Annotated in this window: 17 protein-coding genes; 14 read left to right on the top strand and 3 right to left on the bottom strand. The window is 62.9% G+C overall.

Features of this window, described 5'->3' with window-relative positions:
* Positions 1-151: 151 nt before the first annotated feature.
* Complete coding sequence (locus tag RPMA_RS16850; RefSeq protein ID WP_211908866.1) at positions 152-427, bottom strand: hypothetical protein; 276 nt, start codon at positions 425-427, stop codon at positions 152-154.
* A 285-nt stretch (positions 428-712) separates the two neighbouring features.
* Here RPMA_RS16850 and RPMA_RS16845 point away from each other — a divergent pair, with 285 nt between their 5' ends.
* The 14 genes from RPMA_RS16845 (at position 713) to RPMA_RS16780 (ending at position 12,978) form a co-directional block, all read left to right on the top strand.
* Positions 713-934 (top strand): hypothetical protein, encoded by a 222-nt coding sequence (locus RPMA_RS16845; RefSeq protein ID WP_211908865.1) that lies wholly within the window; start codon positions 713-715, stop codon positions 932-934.
* 53 nt (positions 935-987) lie between these two features.
* Positions 988-1,209 carry a hypothetical protein gene (locus tag RPMA_RS16840; RefSeq protein WP_211908864.1) on the top strand — a complete coding sequence of 74 codons (222 nt, stop codon included), beginning with the start codon at positions 988-990 and terminating at the stop codon, positions 1,207-1,209.
* Positions 1,210-2,198: 989 nt separating this feature from the next.
* Positions 2,199-3,488 carry a serine hydroxymethyltransferase gene (gene glyA, locus RPMA_RS16835; RefSeq protein ID WP_211908863.1) on the top strand — a complete coding sequence of 430 codons (1,290 nt, stop codon included), beginning with the start codon at positions 2,199-2,201 and terminating at the stop codon, positions 3,486-3,488.
* A gap of 115 nt (positions 3,489-3,603) precedes the next feature.
* Positions 3,604-4,086: a transcriptional regulator NrdR gene (nrdR, locus tag RPMA_RS16830; RefSeq protein ID WP_211908862.1), complete on the top strand. Its 483-nt coding sequence runs from the start codon at positions 3,604-3,606 to the stop codon at positions 4,084-4,086.
* Entirely contained in the window at positions 4,083-5,237 is a 1,155-nt protein-coding gene (gene ribD / locus RPMA_RS16825; RefSeq protein ID WP_211908861.1) for a bifunctional diaminohydroxyphosphoribosylaminopyrimidine deaminase/5-amino-6-(5-phosphoribosylamino)uracil reductase RibD, read from the top strand. The genes nrdR and ribD overlap by 4 nt, the downstream gene beginning before the upstream one ends.
* Positions 5,238-5,384: 147 nt before the next feature.
* Complete coding sequence (locus tag RPMA_RS16820) at positions 5,385-5,996, top strand: riboflavin synthase (protein WP_211908860.1); 612 nt, start codon at positions 5,385-5,387, stop codon at positions 5,994-5,996.
* 209 nt (positions 5,997-6,205) lie between these two features.
* On the top strand, positions 6,206-6,697 hold the full coding sequence (ribH, locus tag RPMA_RS16815; RefSeq protein ID WP_211908859.1) for a 6,7-dimethyl-8-ribityllumazine synthase: 492 nt from the start codon (positions 6,206-6,208) through the stop codon (positions 6,695-6,697).
* A gap of 3 nt (positions 6,698-6,700) precedes the next feature.
* The gene (gene nusB / locus RPMA_RS16810; RefSeq protein ID WP_211908858.1) at positions 6,701-7,192 is read left to right on the top strand and encodes a transcription antitermination factor NusB; all 492 of its coding nucleotides are present in this window, start codon (positions 6,701-6,703) and stop codon (positions 7,190-7,192) included.
* Between the two features lie 149 nt (positions 7,193-7,341).
* Entirely contained in the window at positions 7,342-8,304 is a 963-nt protein-coding gene (gene thiL / locus RPMA_RS16805) for a thiamine-phosphate kinase (RefSeq protein ID WP_211908857.1), read from the top strand.
* A 205-nt stretch (positions 8,305-8,509) separates the two neighbouring features.
* The gene (locus tag RPMA_RS16800) at positions 8,510-10,630 is read left to right on the top strand and encodes a sodium-translocating pyrophosphatase (RefSeq protein ID WP_211908856.1); all 2,121 of its coding nucleotides are present in this window, start codon (positions 8,510-8,512) and stop codon (positions 10,628-10,630) included.
* A gap of 234 nt (positions 10,631-10,864) precedes the next feature.
* Positions 10,865-11,230 (top strand): hypothetical protein, encoded by a 366-nt coding sequence (locus tag RPMA_RS16795; protein WP_249225241.1) that lies wholly within the window; start codon positions 10,865-10,867, stop codon positions 11,228-11,230.
* Between the two features lie 30 nt (positions 11,231-11,260).
* On the top strand, positions 11,261-11,782 hold the full coding sequence (locus RPMA_RS16790) for a hypothetical protein (protein ID WP_211908854.1): 522 nt from the start codon (positions 11,261-11,263) through the stop codon (positions 11,780-11,782).
* A 110-nt stretch (positions 11,783-11,892) separates the two neighbouring features.
* On the top strand, positions 11,893-12,717 hold the full coding sequence (locus RPMA_RS16785) for an arylamine N-acetyltransferase family protein (protein WP_211908853.1): 825 nt from the start codon (positions 11,893-11,895) through the stop codon (positions 12,715-12,717).
* Between the two features lie 108 nt (positions 12,718-12,825).
* Positions 12,826-12,978 (top strand): hypothetical protein, encoded by a 153-nt coding sequence (locus tag RPMA_RS16780; RefSeq protein WP_211908852.1) that lies wholly within the window; start codon positions 12,826-12,828, stop codon positions 12,976-12,978.
* A gap of 71 nt (positions 12,979-13,049) precedes the next feature.
* On the opposite strand, the gene RPMA_RS16775 is transcribed toward RPMA_RS16780, so the two are convergent.
* Positions 13,050-14,054, bottom strand: a complete 1,005-nt coding sequence (locus RPMA_RS16775; RefSeq protein WP_211908851.1) for a Bug family tripartite tricarboxylate transporter substrate binding protein — start codon at positions 14,052-14,054, stop codon at positions 13,050-13,052.
* A gap of 159 nt (positions 14,055-14,213) precedes the next feature.
* Positions 14,214-14,684 (bottom strand): outer membrane protein assembly factor BamE, encoded by a 471-nt coding sequence (locus tag RPMA_RS16770; protein WP_211908850.1) that lies wholly within the window; start codon positions 14,682-14,684, stop codon positions 14,214-14,216.
* Between the last annotated feature and the right edge of the window lie 43 nt (positions 14,685-14,727).

Genomic DNA, 14,727 nt, shown 5'->3' with positions numbered 1-14,727 from the left:
TGACGAGGCCAAGGAAAACGAAATTCTCTCGGCGATCGTCGCCGTGTTACTCGCTGGCGCGATCACATTCGTCATCTGGGCGATCTTCGGCCAAAGCTAGTTTCGACCGAAAAGAAAAGGGCTGCACGCGGGTGCAGCCCTTGATGTCGAATTACTTGTTCATGCCGCCTTTGGTCATCTGGCCATCGCCATTCTTGTTGGCGCCGCCCATATTGTTGTTCTTCGACATGCCGCTGGTGCCCATATTATCCTTGGTCATCGCGCCTTTGGGCTGATTGCCTGGTGCCATGCCGGCACCGGGTGTTTTGGTCTGGTCTGCGGATTCACCTGTCATCGCTGCACCGCCTTTGCCCTGGCTGGACTGGGCAACGGCAAGGCCGGACGACAGCAGGATGGCGCAAGCGGCGCCGACAATGATCTTCTTCATGGAAGTCTCCTTCGGTTGACGTTCGCCGCGACAATCCCGCATCGCTGGTGACGTTCCGGCTTAAGCGCGGTCCGAAGTAATAATGTTCTCGGAACATCAGGACGATGAGAAGCGACTGCTATCGGATGCGACGCAGTGGTTCTGGAGCAATTCCTGGTCGGACGCCGCGCCGCCTTATTCCCCACCTCTCAGCGACTCCATGCCGCCCCATTCCGGAAATAGATTCCCGGTGATGGAACCAAGTTCCGCCGGTTCGCTTATCCCCGCATCATCGGAGATCGAGCCATGCTGGTCGAACGCGGTCTGAAAGTGATGAATGTCGAGGCCGTGGGCGATGCCTATGCGATCGCGGCCAATTTTCTGAGACGGTCCGGCGCCATTCCGGACACCTACATCACCAATGACCGGCTGCTCGAGATCATCGTGCAGATGTTTCATCGCGGCGAGGGCAACAAGCTTCGCCTCGCCAATCTGGCGATCGCCAAATTCCAGGCGGCGCAGGCGTGAAGCCTGATCCGTCCGGACTTCGATTTTGAATCTGCACCAGGGGACGACGACACATGCAACATGCCATCGACCGGATCATGCAAACCTACAATCTCATGGCCAACCGCGCCGAAGCCGCGAGCGACGAAGCGCGCGAGAAGGTGACCGGTTATCTGCAGTCGCTGTTTGAAGGCGGCGAGACCGACATGCACCGCCTCACGGTGTGCGGCCTGACTTACTTGCGTGAGCTCGATGGCAGCAACGATCCGGTGAAGGCCGGCTACACGGGTTTGTAAGCGTTGCGTTGAGTAGAGTTTAAAGCCGGCCGGGCAGGCGCTGCCATGGCCGGCTTTTTTGTGGATGAAGAAGATGCGCGGAGGCCTGCAGTCTCCCTCCCCGGAGCGAAGCGAATGGGGAGGGTCCGCCGATAGGCGGGGTGGGGTGGTTCACCACGTGACGTCCTTCCGTGGGGAGAGACCCCACCCGTCTTGAAGCTCGCTGGACGCTCGCTTCAAGCCACCCTCCCCACGGCGCCGCTGCGCGGCTTTGGGGGAGGGAAAAGACCCGCGCGAAATGGTTCCTATTTTGTTCTTGACTTAATTCCCTCATTGACTATGTTCCCTCTCGTCCCGCCTCACTGAGAGGGGTGGTTCGCGATCGTCACGATCTGCGAGGTGGGATGCGGTGACGCACTGCAGGCGTCAGGCGCGGCGGGAGGGCGACAGGGCGGCTGCCACAAGCGCCGTGAGTCATCTTTCCAAGGCGCTGGCGACGATGCCTCGGAGCGCCGGCCAAGTCGTGCCGTCCTGTGCCTAGAGGCACGCAAGGTCGAGGGTTTTCAGGTCAACCGGCTTGAAAAACAATCTCAACCCTAGGGTGACCAATCAGCACCCGGGAGAGTACGAAGCAACCGGAAGCAGCACCGCGTGCGGAACGTCGGGCAGTTGAGCAAGTGCCCGTGGTCCGAAAGTCCTGGCGTTTCGCTCCATGCCGAAGACGGCATTGGCGTCAGGCCCAAGGGTGCATCGGGCACCCGGCGTTCCGCGCGCCCTCTTTCGGGGGAGTGGGAAGGCAAGAGGGTGACGGCGTCCCCGCGCCGCAAACAACAGGGGGGATGACGCATGTCAGCCCGCCGCTTGTGGGCCGCGCCATGCTGCCTAAATCTTGTCCCGACCCGGCAAATCCTTGGACCCGCCAGCCAGATATGGTATCCGGGCGCAGTTCCTGACCACCCCCGAGACCGCCGGTTCCCTGCCTCCAGGCGCGGCGTTGGAGATATTCCCTGATGACCAGTTCGGCCCCAAATGCCTCCTTCTTCTCAGCCTCGCTCGCCAAGGCCGATCCGGAAATCGCCGATGCCATCCGCGGCGAACTCGGCCGCCAGCGTCATGAGATCGAACTGATCGCGTCGGAAAACATCGTCAGCCGCGCCGTGCTGGAAGCGCAGGGCTCGGTGATGACCAACAAATATGCCGAGGGCTATCCGGGCGCGCGCTATTATGGCGGCTGCGAATTCGTCGATATCGCCGAGAACCTCGCCATCGAGCGCGCCAAGAAGCTGTTCGGTGCGCAGTTCGCCAATGTGCAGCCGAATTCCGGCAGCCAGATGAACCAGGCGGTCTTTTTGGCGCTGCTGCAGCCGGGCGACACCTTCATGGGTCTCGATCTCGCGGCCGGCGGTCATCTCACCCACGGTTCGCCGGTCAACATGTCCGGCAAGTGGTTCAAGCCCGCGCATTACACCGTGCGCGAGGACGATCAATTGCTCGACATGGACGCCATTGCCAAGCAGGCCGAAGAGGTGAAGCCGAAGCTGATCATCGCCGGCGGCTCCGCCTATTCGCGCTCGTGGGACTTCAAGCGTTTCCGCGAAATCGCCGATAGCGTCGGCGCCTATCTGCTGGTCGACATGGCCCACTTCGCCGGCCTTGTCGCGGGCGGCGTGCATGAATCGCCGGTGCCGCATGCGCATGTCACCACGACCACCACGCACAAGTCGCTGCGCGGCCCGCGTGGCGGCCTGATCCTTACCAATGACGAGGCGCTGCACAAGAAGCTGAATTCGGCGATCTTCCCGGGCCTGCAGGGTGGCCCGCTGATGCATGTCATCGCCGCCAAGGCCGTCGCCTTCAAGGAAGCGCTGCAGCCGGAATTCAAGACCTATGCCGCAAACGTCGTCGCCAATGCCAAGGCACTGGCCGAGACGCTGGTGGCGCAGGGCTTCAACATTGTCTCCGGCGGCACCGACAACCATCTGATGCTGGTGGACCTCAGGCCGAAGGGCCTCAAGGGCAATGTGTCGGAGAAGGCGCTCGTCCGCGCCGGTCTCACCTGCAACAAGAACGGCGTGCCGTTCGACCCCGAGAAGCCGTGGGTCACCTCGGGCATCCGTCTCGGCACGCCCGCTGCGACCACCCGCGGCTTCGGTACCGACGAGTTCAAGCAGGCCGGCGAATTCATCGCCGAAGTGCTGAGCGCGGTGGCGCAGTCCGGTGATGGCTCGGCCCCGCTGGTGGAAGCCGCGGTGAAGGACAAGGTGAAGGCACTGACGGATCGTTTCCCGATCTATCAGTAAGGACGGTCATTTAGTGCCGTCATTGCGAGGAGCGAAGCGACGAAGCAATCCAGCTCTTTATTTACGAGGCTTCTGGATTGCTTCGCTGCGCTCGCAATGACGAGAGGATAGGTTCATGCGCTGCCCGAACTGCAACAGCCTCGATACGCAGGTGAAGGACTCGCGGCCCACCGAGGATTCCTCCGTGATCCGCAGGCGGCGCGTATGCGTCGCCTGCAATTTCCGCTTCACCACCTTCGAGCGCGTGCAGCTGCGCGAGCTCACGGTGATCAAGCGCAATGGCCGCCGCGTGCCGTTCGACCGCGACAAGCTGGTGCGCTCGCTGTCGATCTCGCTGCGCAAGCGTCCGGTGGATACCGAACGGATGGAGACGCTGGTCTCGACCATCGTGCGCGAGCTGGAAAGCGGCGGCGAGGCCGAGATTTCCTCCGAGGCGATCGGCGAGATCGTGATGGAGCATCTGCGCACCCTCGACGACGTCGCCTATGTCCGCTTTGCCTCGGTCTATCGCGATTTTCGCGAGGCCAAGGATTTCGAGGCGCTGCTCGGTGAACTCCACACCGACGAGGACGGTCGGCCCACGCCGATACGCAAATGATCTTCCGCATCCTGGAAGATCAGCACCGTCAGAAATTCTCCGACGCAAAAGCGGATGATCTCCGCTACATGCAGCTCGCTCTGACGCTCGGCCGGCGCGGGCAGGGGCGCACATGGCCGAATCCGGCCGTCGGCGCCGTCGTCGTCAAGGACGGCGTGATCATCGGCCGCGGCTGGACGCAGCCGGGCGGACGGCCACATGCAGAGCCGGTGGCGCTGGCGCAGGCAGGCAGCGCCGCCAAGGGCGCCACACTTTATGTGACGCTCGAACCCTGCTCGCATTTCGGAAAATCGCCGCCTTGCGCGGACGCCATTGTCGCCGCCGGCATCGCGCGCGTGGTGGCTGCCATTGAAGATCCCAATCCCGACGTCGCCGGGCAAGGACATGCGCGTCTGCGCGCCGCCGGCATCAAGGTCGATGTCGGACTGTGTTCCGAAGAAGCCGCGCGCGATCATGCCGGGCATTTCCGTCGCATCCGAGATCATCGCCCGCATGTGGTGCTGAAGCTGGCCGTGTCGCCGGATGGCAAGATCGCGGCCGCCGGTCACAAGCCCGTCGCGGTGACAGGCCAGCGCGTGCGTTCGCGCGTGCACCTGCTCCGCGCGCAATGCGATGCGATCCTGGTCGGCATCGGCACGGTGAAGGCCGACGATCCCGAACTGACCTGCCGCCTTCCGGGCATGGCGAAGCGCTCGCCGGTCCGCGTGGTGCTGGATCGCGCGCTGCGCATTTCCGGCAACAGCAAGCTCGTGCATTCCGCCCGCACGGTGCCACTCTGGGTGCTGACATCGGACATCGCCGAAGCCCCGGCCGCGATGGCGCTGGGCGCTGCGGGCGCGCAGGTGTTGCGCGTACCCGCGGTGACATCGCCGGTGCCGGGGCTGGATTTGCCGGCGGTGCTTCATAGCTTGGGAGAGAAGGGCATCACCAAGCTGATGGTGGAGGGCGGCGCGAAGATCGCGTCGTCTTTCGTCAGTGCCGGCCTTGTCGATGAAGTCTGGCTGTTTCAGGGGGCGAATGCGATCGGCGAGGGCGGTGTCAACGCGCTGGACGCATTGCCGCTATCGGCGATCACCGGGTCGTCGGACTTCAAGGCCCGTGCTAGCGAAGAGATCGAGAACGATACGCTCACGATTTATGAGCGCACCTAACTCCGCCCCTCATGGTGAGGAGGCGCGCAGCGCCGTCTCGAACCATGAGATCGCCGGGCTCGGAGCTTGACGCCATCCTTCGAGACGCCGCTGCGCGGCTCCTCAGGATGAGGAGTGGAGTGGGTGGAGAGGTAGAAAGAGAGACTGATGTTTACCGGCATTGTCACCGATATCGGCGAGATCGAAAGCCTGACGCCTGTGGCGCAGGGCCAGCTGCACCGGCTGCGCATTCTCTGCGACTACGACCAGACCACCATCGCCGATGGCGCGTCGATCGCCAATAACGGCGTCTGCCTCACGGTGGTGTCGTCGGGTGTTGCCAATGGCAAAACCTGGTTCGATGTCGACGCCGCCGCGGAGACGCTGGCGCTGACCACGGCCAAGGACTGGAAGGTCGGCACCAAACTCAATCTCGAGCGCGCGCTGAAGATCGGCGACGAGCTCGGCGGCCATATCGTGGCCGGCCATGTGGACGGGATCGCGACCATCGTGTCGCGCGAAAACCTGCCGGACATGGCGCGGATCACCTTCCGCACCTCGCGGGATCTGGCCAAGTTCATCGCTACCAAGGGCTCGATCACGCTGGACGGCGTGTCGCTGACGGTGAACACGGTCTCAGACGTCGAATTCGCAGTCCTGATCATCCCGCACACGCTGAGCGTCACCACGCTGGGCGCAAGCTGGCAGGCGGGCGTCGAGGTCAATATCGAGGTGGACCTGATGGCCCGCTATGCGGCGCGGCTGAGCGAGATGAGCTGAGGCCTCGTAGCCCGGGTGGAGCGAAGCGCAACCCGGGGACCGGCGTTCCAGTGGGCTCTGCTGTCCCCGGATTTCGCTGCGCTCCATCCGGGCTACGCCTCGGCGCATTGTCGCTTGGCTTCCCCCGTCATGACGACTAAAACCACGCGTCTTTGTTGACTTACCGTATCATCGGTATTTTCCAACATGTTGAACGGATTGAGAGATCGATGGCCGACCCGCGACGTGCCCCCCTGAAGGACCAGACCGACATCACCGGCGCCCGTGCGCTGATCGTCGAGGCCCGGTTCTATGACGATATCCAGGACGCGATGCTGGAGGCCGCCATTGCCGAGCTGAAGGCCGCCGGCGTCACCCATGACGTCCTCACGGTTCCCGGTGCGCTGGAAATCCCGGCGGCGATCGCCATTGCCGTCGAGTCTGCCGCGAAGAACGGCAAGCCTTATGATTGTGCCGTGGCGCTGGGCTGCGTGGTGCGCGGCGATACCATCCATTTCGAGATCGTCTCGATGGAATCCTCGCGCGCGCTGATGGATTATTCTGTCAAGGAGCGGTTCCCGCTCGGCAACGGCATCATCACCGTGAATACCGAAGAACAGGCCTGGGCCCGCGCAAAGGCTTCCGAACTGAACAAGGGCGGCGATGCCGCACGCGCAGCCCTCGCGATGCTGCGCATCAAGCGCCGCCTGGCGAAGGCTTGAACGATGGCTGACTTCAAGAAAATCGAGCCAAAAGGTGAGCGCAAGGCCAACCGCCGCGGCGCAGCCCGTCTCGCCGCCGTGCAGGCGCTCTACCAGATGGATGTCGGCGGCACCGGCATCAATGAAGTGCTGGCCGAGTTCGAAAGCTTCTGGATCGGCAGCGAGGTCGAGGGCGAACAATACCTGCCGGCCGAGGGCGCATTCTTCCGCGACGTCGTCTCCGGCGTCTTGCGCGACCAGAAGCAGCTCGATCCCCTGATCGACGATGTGCTGTCGCGCGGCTGGCCGCTGGCGCGGGTCGAGGCGATCCTGCGCGCCGTGATGCGGGCAGGAGCCTATGAGCTGCAGCATCGCAAGGACATCCCCGGCCGCGTGATCGTGTCGGAATATGTCGATGTCGCCCATGCCTTCGTGGAGCGCGACGAGACCGGCATGGTGAATGCGGTTCTGGACCAGATCGGGCGGCAGTATCGGTCGGACGAGTTTACGCGCTGACGCTGCTTGTCGTCCCCGCGAAGGCGGGGACCCAGTAAACACTGCCGCCAGTCGATAGAGCCGCGTCGTCGCCGTTTACTGGATCACCCGCTTTCGCGGGTGATGACAGTCCGGGTGGGCGACGACAGGGAGAGTGGGACAAACACCCGATGTCATCCGGCGAAGACACCCTCATCTCCCGCTACTTCGCGCCACTCGCCACCGATCCCGGCGCCTTCGGCCTGCGCGATGACGCCGCCGTCCTGAAAGCCGCCGGAGAGGACATCGTCGTCAATACCGACGCTATCGTCGAAGGCGTGCATTTCCTACCCGACGATCCCCCCGACACCATTGCCCGCAAGGCGCTGCGCACCAACCTTTCCGATCTCGCCGCAAAAGGCGCCGAGCCCGCCGGCTTCGTGCTGACGCTGGCGCTCACGGCCCATGACGAGGCGTGGCTTGCCGAATTCGCCCGCGGACTCGGCGAGGACATCGCGACCTATGGCTGCCCGCTGCTTGGCGGCGACACGGTATCGACGCCGGGGCCGCTGATGGTCTCCGTCACCGCCTTCGGCCGGGTGCCGGAAGGGCGGATCGTCCGCCGTGCAGGCGCGCAGGTGGGCGACCGGATCGTGGTGACCGGCGCCATCGGCGATGCGGCATTGGGGCTTGCTGTGTTGCAGCAGCGGCTGACGGCGTCGAATGAGGAGCCGCTGATCGAACGTTATCGCGTGCCGCAACCACGCAACGCATTGGCGCGTGCAGTGCGGGATCATGCGACGGCGTCGATGGATGTATCGGACGGGCTGGCGGGCGATCTCGCCAAACTATGCAAAGTCTCGGGTGTTTCCGCGGTGATCGAAGCGGCGACGCTACCGTTTTCGGCGCCGGCGAGTGCGCTGTTGGACGCCGGCGCCATCACGATCGAAACGCTGGTCGCAGGCGGCGACGACTACGAAATTCTCTGCACCATGCCTGAGGCGCGAGTGGCGTCCTTCATGGCGGAGGCGGAGGAGGCGGGTGTTGCTGCGGTGGTGATTGGCTCGATTGTCACAGGCGATGCGCCGCCGCGTTTTGTCGATGCGGCCGGCAAGGCGATCGAATTGAAGCGGCATTCCTATAGTCATTTCTGATCCGGTACGGCCGCCTGAGCTCAACCAGGCCGCCAACTACATCCCCTCCAAAATCCGCGCATAGTGCATCCGCAGCCGTTGCACGCCGATACCGATTTTGACATGCTTCCTGTTACGAGAGGCCGTCCTCACGTAACTGGACAGGCCTCCGATCAAACGCGCCAACACAACAAGGCGCCGGGCAGGAAGGACTGAGGCAGATTCCATGACAGCATTGTGGGTGATCGTGCTCTGCGGGGCACTGTCGATCGTTTACGCGATCTGGGCGACGGGTTCGGTGTTGAAGGCGGATGCCGGAAATGCGCGAATGCAGGAAATCGCAGCGGCGGTGCGCGAAGGCGCGCAGGCCTATCTGCGGCGGCAATATCTCACCATCGGCATCGTCGGCGTCGTGATCTTCGCGCTGCTGGCTTACTTCCTCGGCATGCTTGTCGCGGTCGGCTTCCTGATCGGCGCCGTGCTGTCGGGTGCTGCCGGTTTCATCGGCATGAACGTCTCGGTGCGCGCAAACGTCCGCACCGCGCAGGCAGCGACCAGTTCGCTGGCCGGCGGCCTCGAACTCGCCTTCAAGGCCGGCGCCATCACCGGCATGCTGGTGGCGGGCCTGGCGCTGCTCGGCGTCACCATCTACTTCATGATTCTCACCCATGGCCTCGGCCATGCCGCCAACAGCCGCATCGTGATCGATGCACTGGTGGCGCTCGGCTTCGGCGCGTCGCTGATCTCGATCTTCGCGCGTCTCGGCGGCGGCATCTTCACCAAGGGCGCCGACGTCGGCGGCGATCTCGTCGGCAAGGTGGAAGCCGGCATTCCCGAGGATGATCCACGCAATCCTGCGACCATCGCCGACAATGTGGGCGACAATGTCGGCGACTGCGCCGGCATGGCCGCCGACCTGTTCGAGACCTATGCGGTGACCGCGGTCGCCACCATGGTGCTGGCGGCGATCTTCTTCGCATCGTCGCCGCTGCTCGCGAACATGATGATGCTGCCGCTCGCCATCGGTGGCATCTGCATCATCACCTCGATCATCGGCACCTTCTTCGTCAAGCTCGGAGCCAGCCAGTCGATCATGGGCGCGCTCTATAAGGGCCTGATCGCGACAGGCGTGCTGTCGCTGTTCGGTCTGGCCTTCGCCATCCACTGGCTGATTGGCTTCGGTGCACTGGAAGGCGCAAAGTATACCGGCTTCGCTTTGTTCGAATGCGGCGTCGTCGGCCTGATCGTCACCGGCCTGATCATCTGGATCACCGAATACTACACCGGCACCGACTATCGCCCGGTGAAGTCCATCGCGCAGTCCTCGGTCACCGGCCACGGCACCAATGTGATCCAGGGCCTCGCGATCTCGATGGAATCGACCGCCGGTCCCGCCATCGTGATCATCGCCGGCATTCTGGTCACCTACAGCTTGGCCGGCCTGTTCGGCATCGCGATTGCCACCACCACCATGCTCGCACTCGCCGGCATGATCGTGGCGCTCGACGCCTTCGGCCCGGTCACCGACAATGCCGGCGGCATTGCCGAAATGGCGGGGCTGCCGAAGGAAGTGCGCAAGGCCACCGATGCGCTGGATGCGGTCGGCAACACCACCAAGGCCGTCACCAAGGGCTATGCGATCGGCTCTGCCGGTCTCGGCGCTCTGGTTCTGTTTGCGGCATATAATGAAGATCTCAAATTCTTCATCGCCAATGCCGCGAAGTATCCATACTTCAACGGCGTCTCGCCGGACTTCTCGCTGAACAATCCCTATGTGGTGGTCGGCCTGCTGTTCGGTGGCCTGCTGCCTTACCTGTTCGGTGCGATGGGCATGACGGCGGTGGGCCGTGCGGCCGGCGCCATCGTCGAGGAAGTGCGGCGTCAATTCCGCGAAAAGCCAGGCATCATGCAGGGCACCGACAAGCCGGATTACGGCAAGGCGGTGGACCTGCTGACCCGCGCGGCGATCAAGGAAATGATCATCCCGTCGCTGCTCCCGGTGCTGTCGCCGATCGTGGTCTATTTCCTGATCTACGTAATTGCGGGCGGCGGCGCGGCCGGCAAGTCGGCGGCGTTCTCCGCTGTCGGCGCCATGCTGCTCGGCGTGATCGTCACCGGCCTGTTCGTCGCCATCTCGATGACCTCGGGCGGCGGCGCCTGGGACAACGCCAAGAAGTATATCGAGGACGGCCATTTCGGCGGCAAGGGTTCGGATGCCCATAAGGCAGCCGTGACCGGTGACACCGTCGGCGATCCCTACAAGGACACGGCAGGTCCTGCCGTGAATCCGATGATCAAGATCACCAATATCGTGGCACTCTTGCTACTGGCGATCCTGGCGCATTGAGCTCAGCCGTAGGGCGGATGAGGCGAAGCCGTAATCCGCCGCGGAGTTTCAGTTATCACTCCGGCCGGCGGATTACGCTTCGCTAATCCGCCCTACGGCAGAGGTGACTGGACTGCCGTCACGGCCAATGCAAAAATCCCGCGGTGAAAGCCGCGGGACTTTCTTTTGGTCATATGAAAGATGAATGTGATGCGCAGGGTTGCCACACTCGTATTTGCCGTTTGCGCGTTCGCAATGCCCGCTTTTGCCGCGCCGAAATGTCCGATCGACGATGACGCCGCCGCCAAGGCCGGCGGTTTCGTCAACGCGGTGACGGCGGCTGTCAAAACCGAGTTCAGTTGCGAAGGTGCATTCCGCGTCCTCGAAGCCTGCCAGTTCGGCTCGACCACGGACAATGCGCTGGCCGACATGGTACTGACCAAATGCGAACCGCGTTTCCTGCCGAAGGCGCTGCCAGCCACAAAAGCTGCTTATGAGAAGGCGCGAGCGAAATGCAGTAAAATTGCCGCAAAGGACGGCACCATGTATCAGGGGCAGGCGGCTGTCTGCATGGCACGCACGGCGCGCGATTTTGCACGGAAATACGGGACGAGGAGCTAGCACTGCCGCTCCGCAATGGGAGCGTTGAGCGTGGCTGCTAATCAGTATTCCTATGCGATCGATTTGACGCCGGATGACTATCGGCAGTTTTACAGCGCGATCGGCCGTCATCAGGGCAAACCTCCTAATTGGGTTTATGCCGTGGCAATGAGCCTCTGCATTCCGGCCGGGATCGCTCTTGCTTCTTTAACGCGGCTCCGCCCCGTGGATATCGGTCTCCATTGTGGAATCGCTTTCCTGCTCGGCATGTTCGCAATGTTCGTGGCAGTTCGCTTTGCGACTGCTAGCACGATCAGGCAAGTAGCGTTGATTGGCGTCGAGGACTGCAAGCGGTTCTCGGTGAGCCTTGATGACGAAGGTGTCGAAGCGTGGAGCGAGCGCTTTGCGACGAAGGGGCGTTGGTCCGCCGTGAAAGACCTCACAATCGAGAACGGCGCGCTGATGGTCTGGCTTGGACGGCTGCAGGCCGTGCGGATCCCCGATCGCGCCTTCGCGGATATCACCGAACGCGATGCGGTAGTGGCATTCATCCGCAGCCGCATGACATCATGACTGCGAACGCATGAGCATATGACACGCGCTGTCGCAAATCGTGAAGCACGCAAGTCGCATCGGATCGCGTTGATCGGCTATCGTCGTGTGGCATCATTCCGGATTGGACAATGACCGACATTATCAACCTCGACCGCTATTTCGAGCGGATCGGCTTTAGTGGCAAGGCGACGCCGGATCTCGCCACGCTCACGGCTATCCATGCTGCCCATGTCAGCGCGATCCCGTTCGAGGGCATCAATCCGCTGCTGCGGCGTCCCGTCGATCTGGATCTGCCGTCGTTGCAGCGCAAGCTCGTCGATAGCCGTCGTGGTGGTTACTGCTACGAACACAACGGAGTGCTGAGGGCTGCGCTGGAGGCCATTGGTTTCAAGGTCACCGGCCTCGGCGGACGCGTGCGCTGGAATGCGCCGCCGGACAGTCCGCTCGGACCGAAGACACATATGCTGCTCAAGGTCGATTTGCCCGATGGACCTTATCTCACCGATGTCGGCTTCGGCGCTTGCGTGCTCGATGCACCGTTGCGGCTGGTGGCGGACGTGGAGCAGACCACCGCGATGGGCACTTACAGGATGACGGAAACGGACGGGCGGCTGTGGCTTGCGGTGAAGCGGGCCGGGGGCTGGCGCATGATGTATGTGTTCGATCTCATTCCGCAGTTGCCATCCGACTACGAGCTCGGCAACTGGTACACCTCGACCAATCCGGCCGTCCCGTTTCCGACGCCACTGGTGATGGAGCGCGTCACCGGGGAACGCCGCTTCAAGCTGGTCAATCGTCATCTGATCATCGAGGCGCGCGATGGCGAGCAGGTCTCAACGCGCATGCTGGAGAGTGCGAGCGAATTGCGGCAGGTCCTCGACGAGACGTTCAACGTAGCGTCGCCGGTGCCGATCGAGGAATTGTGGGCGATCATCGGTCGCGCGGGGGCGTAGGGCGTATGAGGTGTGGCCGTCATCCGCCGCGGAGCTTGCGGCGCAGGTTGCGGCGGATTACGCCTTCGGCTAATCCGCCCTACGGTCAAAAGCTATCGCGAGAAAGTCATGTCGCTGTCATCCGCCAAGAACTACGCGCTGCGTGCCGCCAAGTCGCAGGACCAGAAAGAAGCCACCGAGCTTCTCTCCAAGGCAATCATGGAACTGACGCTGGCGATCGAGGCGCAGGACGCCAAGATCAAGAAGATCAACAAGGGCTGAGGTCCAAACGAAAGAAGCGGCGCATCGGCGCCGCTTCTTCTGTTCGCGTGCAGAAAGCGTCGTGACGAACGTCACTTCACCTCCATCTGCAGGCCTTCCTTGTCGATGATCGTCTTGAATTTGGCCGTCTCGGCATCGATGAAGGTCTGGTATTGCGCCGGCGTGCCATAATCGGCGACGGCGCCCATGGCGGCGATGCTCTTCTTGCTGGCGTCGGTGCCGAGCAGCACCTTGATCTGCTCGTTCAGCGCGGTCACCGCCTCGGTCGGGGTGCTCTTCGGATAGAACACACCGAACCATGACGACACGTCGAACTTGGCGAGTTCAGGCGCGGTCTCGCGCATGGCCGGCAGGTTCGGGATTTGCGCGTTGCGCTCGGTGGTGGTGACGGCGAGGCCGGTGAGCTTGCCGTCGAGCACCTGCGGCAGCGACGGATAGAGATTGTCGAACAGGATCTGGATGTCGCCGGCAAGCGCCGCCTGCAATGCAGGTCCGGCGCCGCGGAACGGGATGTGCTGCATCTTCAGCCCGGTGAGCTGCAGCCACCATGCGCCGGTGAGATGCGGGCTCTGGCCGACGCCCGAGGAGCCGTAGTTCAGCTTGTCCGGATTGGCCTTGATATAGGCGATCATCTCCGGGATCGTCTTGATCGGCACGCTCGGATGCGCGCAGACGATATTCGGAATCTTGATCATGTTGCTGACCGGCTGCAGCTGGTCGCTCTTGTAGGACAAGTTTTTGAAGATGCTGTAGGCGATGGCGTTGGGGCCGGGATTGCCGACCAGGATCGTATGGCCATCGCCCTTGAGGCGGGCGACTTCCGCAACGCCAATGGTGCCGCCGCCACCCGAGCGGTTTTCGACGACGACGGATTGGCCCCACACCGGCTGCAGATGTGCGGCGAGCATGCGGCCCATGACGTCGGTGGAGCCGCCGGCCGCGGCTGGCACGATGATGCGAACGGTTTCGGTCGGCTTCCATGCGCTTGCGCCCAGGCTCGCACGCGGAAGGATCGCAGCGGTGGATAGAGCAGCAGCGCCGGTGAGCACGCCGCGGCGGGTAACCAGTTTGGTCATGGCAATTCCTCTCAGTGTGTCGGCTCTTCTTGATGTTGGTGAAAAGCGTAGTGAGAGGAATGACGACAGACAAGACGCGTTGCAGCAGCTCGCAAACAAAAAGCCCCGCAGCGCGTGCTGCGGGGCTTTGGCAATTCTGCAGAAAAGAATATCGCGCAACTAGCGGAAGCTGATCAGCTTGAACAGCGGCGTGAGGTAGCTCATCTCCTGGCCCGACGTCGGCGTCGTGCGGCTGATGAAGTCGAAGATCTTGCCGTCCTGCAGGCCGTAATTGGCAAGACGCGTCACGCGGCGGTCCTTGTCGAAATAGACGGCGATGACGCGCTGGTCGGTGACCTTCTGCGGCATGAAAGCGACGGCGCGTTCGGCGCGTTGCGAAATGTAGTAGAACACTTCACCGTTCAGCGTCGCGACGGTGGAGGGAGTGCCCATCACGATCAGCACCTGGTCCTGGCTCGCGCCGATCGGAATCTGCTCCAGCGCGCCCGTAGGCAGAATGTAACCCTTCTGGAACTGCTCGGCGCAGGCGGCCAGCGAGAGGCAGATAGCGGCAACGGCCACAGCCGAGCGGACCCGGCGCCAGTTGAGGCGCGATCCGCGAAGGGCAGTGCTCAGGCTCGAAATGGTCATCGTGGAGGAATCCCCATCCTCTAGGCAATCCAGGACTCTTGAA

This window comes from Tardiphaga alba, assembly GCF_018279705.1.
GTDB lineage: Bacteria > Pseudomonadota > Alphaproteobacteria > Rhizobiales > Xanthobacteraceae > Tardiphaga > Tardiphaga alba.
The sequence above is the reverse complement of the archived record's forward strand: the minus strand, read 5'-3'. Positions and strand labels throughout refer to the sequence as shown.

Excerpts from the sequence above, each read along its gene's own strand:
- RPMA_RS16785 (WP_211908853.1), top strand. The coding sequence starts at position 11,893 with ATGACCGACATTATCAACCTCGACCGCTATTTCGAGCGGATCGGCTTT.
- glyA (WP_211908863.1), top strand. The coding sequence starts at position 2,199 with ATGACCAGTTCGGCCCCAAATGCCTCCTTCTTCTCAGCCTCGCTCGCC.
- nrdR (WP_211908862.1), top strand. The coding sequence starts at position 3,604 with ATGCGCTGCCCGAACTGCAACAGCCTCGATACGCAGGTGAAGGACTCG.
- RPMA_RS16780 (WP_211908852.1), top strand. The coding sequence starts at position 12,826 with ATGTCGCTGTCATCCGCCAAGAACTACGCGCTGCGTGCCGCCAAGTCG.
- ribH (WP_211908859.1), top strand. The coding sequence starts at position 6,206 with ATGGCCGACCCGCGACGTGCCCCCCTGAAGGACCAGACCGACATCACC.
- thiL (WP_211908857.1), top strand. The coding sequence starts at position 7,342 with ATGTCATCCGGCGAAGACACCCTCATCTCCCGCTACTTCGCGCCACTC.
- ribD (WP_211908861.1), top strand. The coding sequence starts at position 4,083 with ATGATCTTCCGCATCCTGGAAGATCAGCACCGTCAGAAATTCTCCGAC.
- RPMA_RS16800 (WP_211908856.1), top strand. The coding sequence starts at position 8,510 with ATGACAGCATTGTGGGTGATCGTGCTCTGCGGGGCACTGTCGATCGTT.
- RPMA_RS16850 (WP_211908866.1), bottom strand. The coding sequence starts at position 427 with ATGAAGAAGATCATTGTCGGCGCCGCTTGCGCCATCCTGCTGTCGTCC.
- RPMA_RS16845 (WP_211908865.1), top strand. The coding sequence starts at position 713 with ATGCTGGTCGAACGCGGTCTGAAAGTGATGAATGTCGAGGCCGTGGGC.
- RPMA_RS16795 (WP_249225241.1), top strand. The coding sequence starts at position 10,865 with ATGCCCGCTTTTGCCGCGCCGAAATGTCCGATCGACGATGACGCCGCC.
- nusB (WP_211908858.1), top strand. The coding sequence starts at position 6,701 with ATGGCTGACTTCAAGAAAATCGAGCCAAAAGGTGAGCGCAAGGCCAAC.
- RPMA_RS16820 (WP_211908860.1), top strand. The coding sequence starts at position 5,385 with ATGTTTACCGGCATTGTCACCGATATCGGCGAGATCGAAAGCCTGACG.
- RPMA_RS16770 (WP_211908850.1), bottom strand. The coding sequence starts at position 14,684 with ATGACCATTTCGAGCCTGAGCACTGCCCTTCGCGGATCGCGCCTCAAC.
- RPMA_RS16840 (WP_211908864.1), top strand. The coding sequence starts at position 988 with ATGCAACATGCCATCGACCGGATCATGCAAACCTACAATCTCATGGCC.
- RPMA_RS16775 (WP_211908851.1), bottom strand. The coding sequence starts at position 14,054 with ATGACCAAACTGGTTACCCGCCGCGGCGTGCTCACCGGCGCTGCTGCT.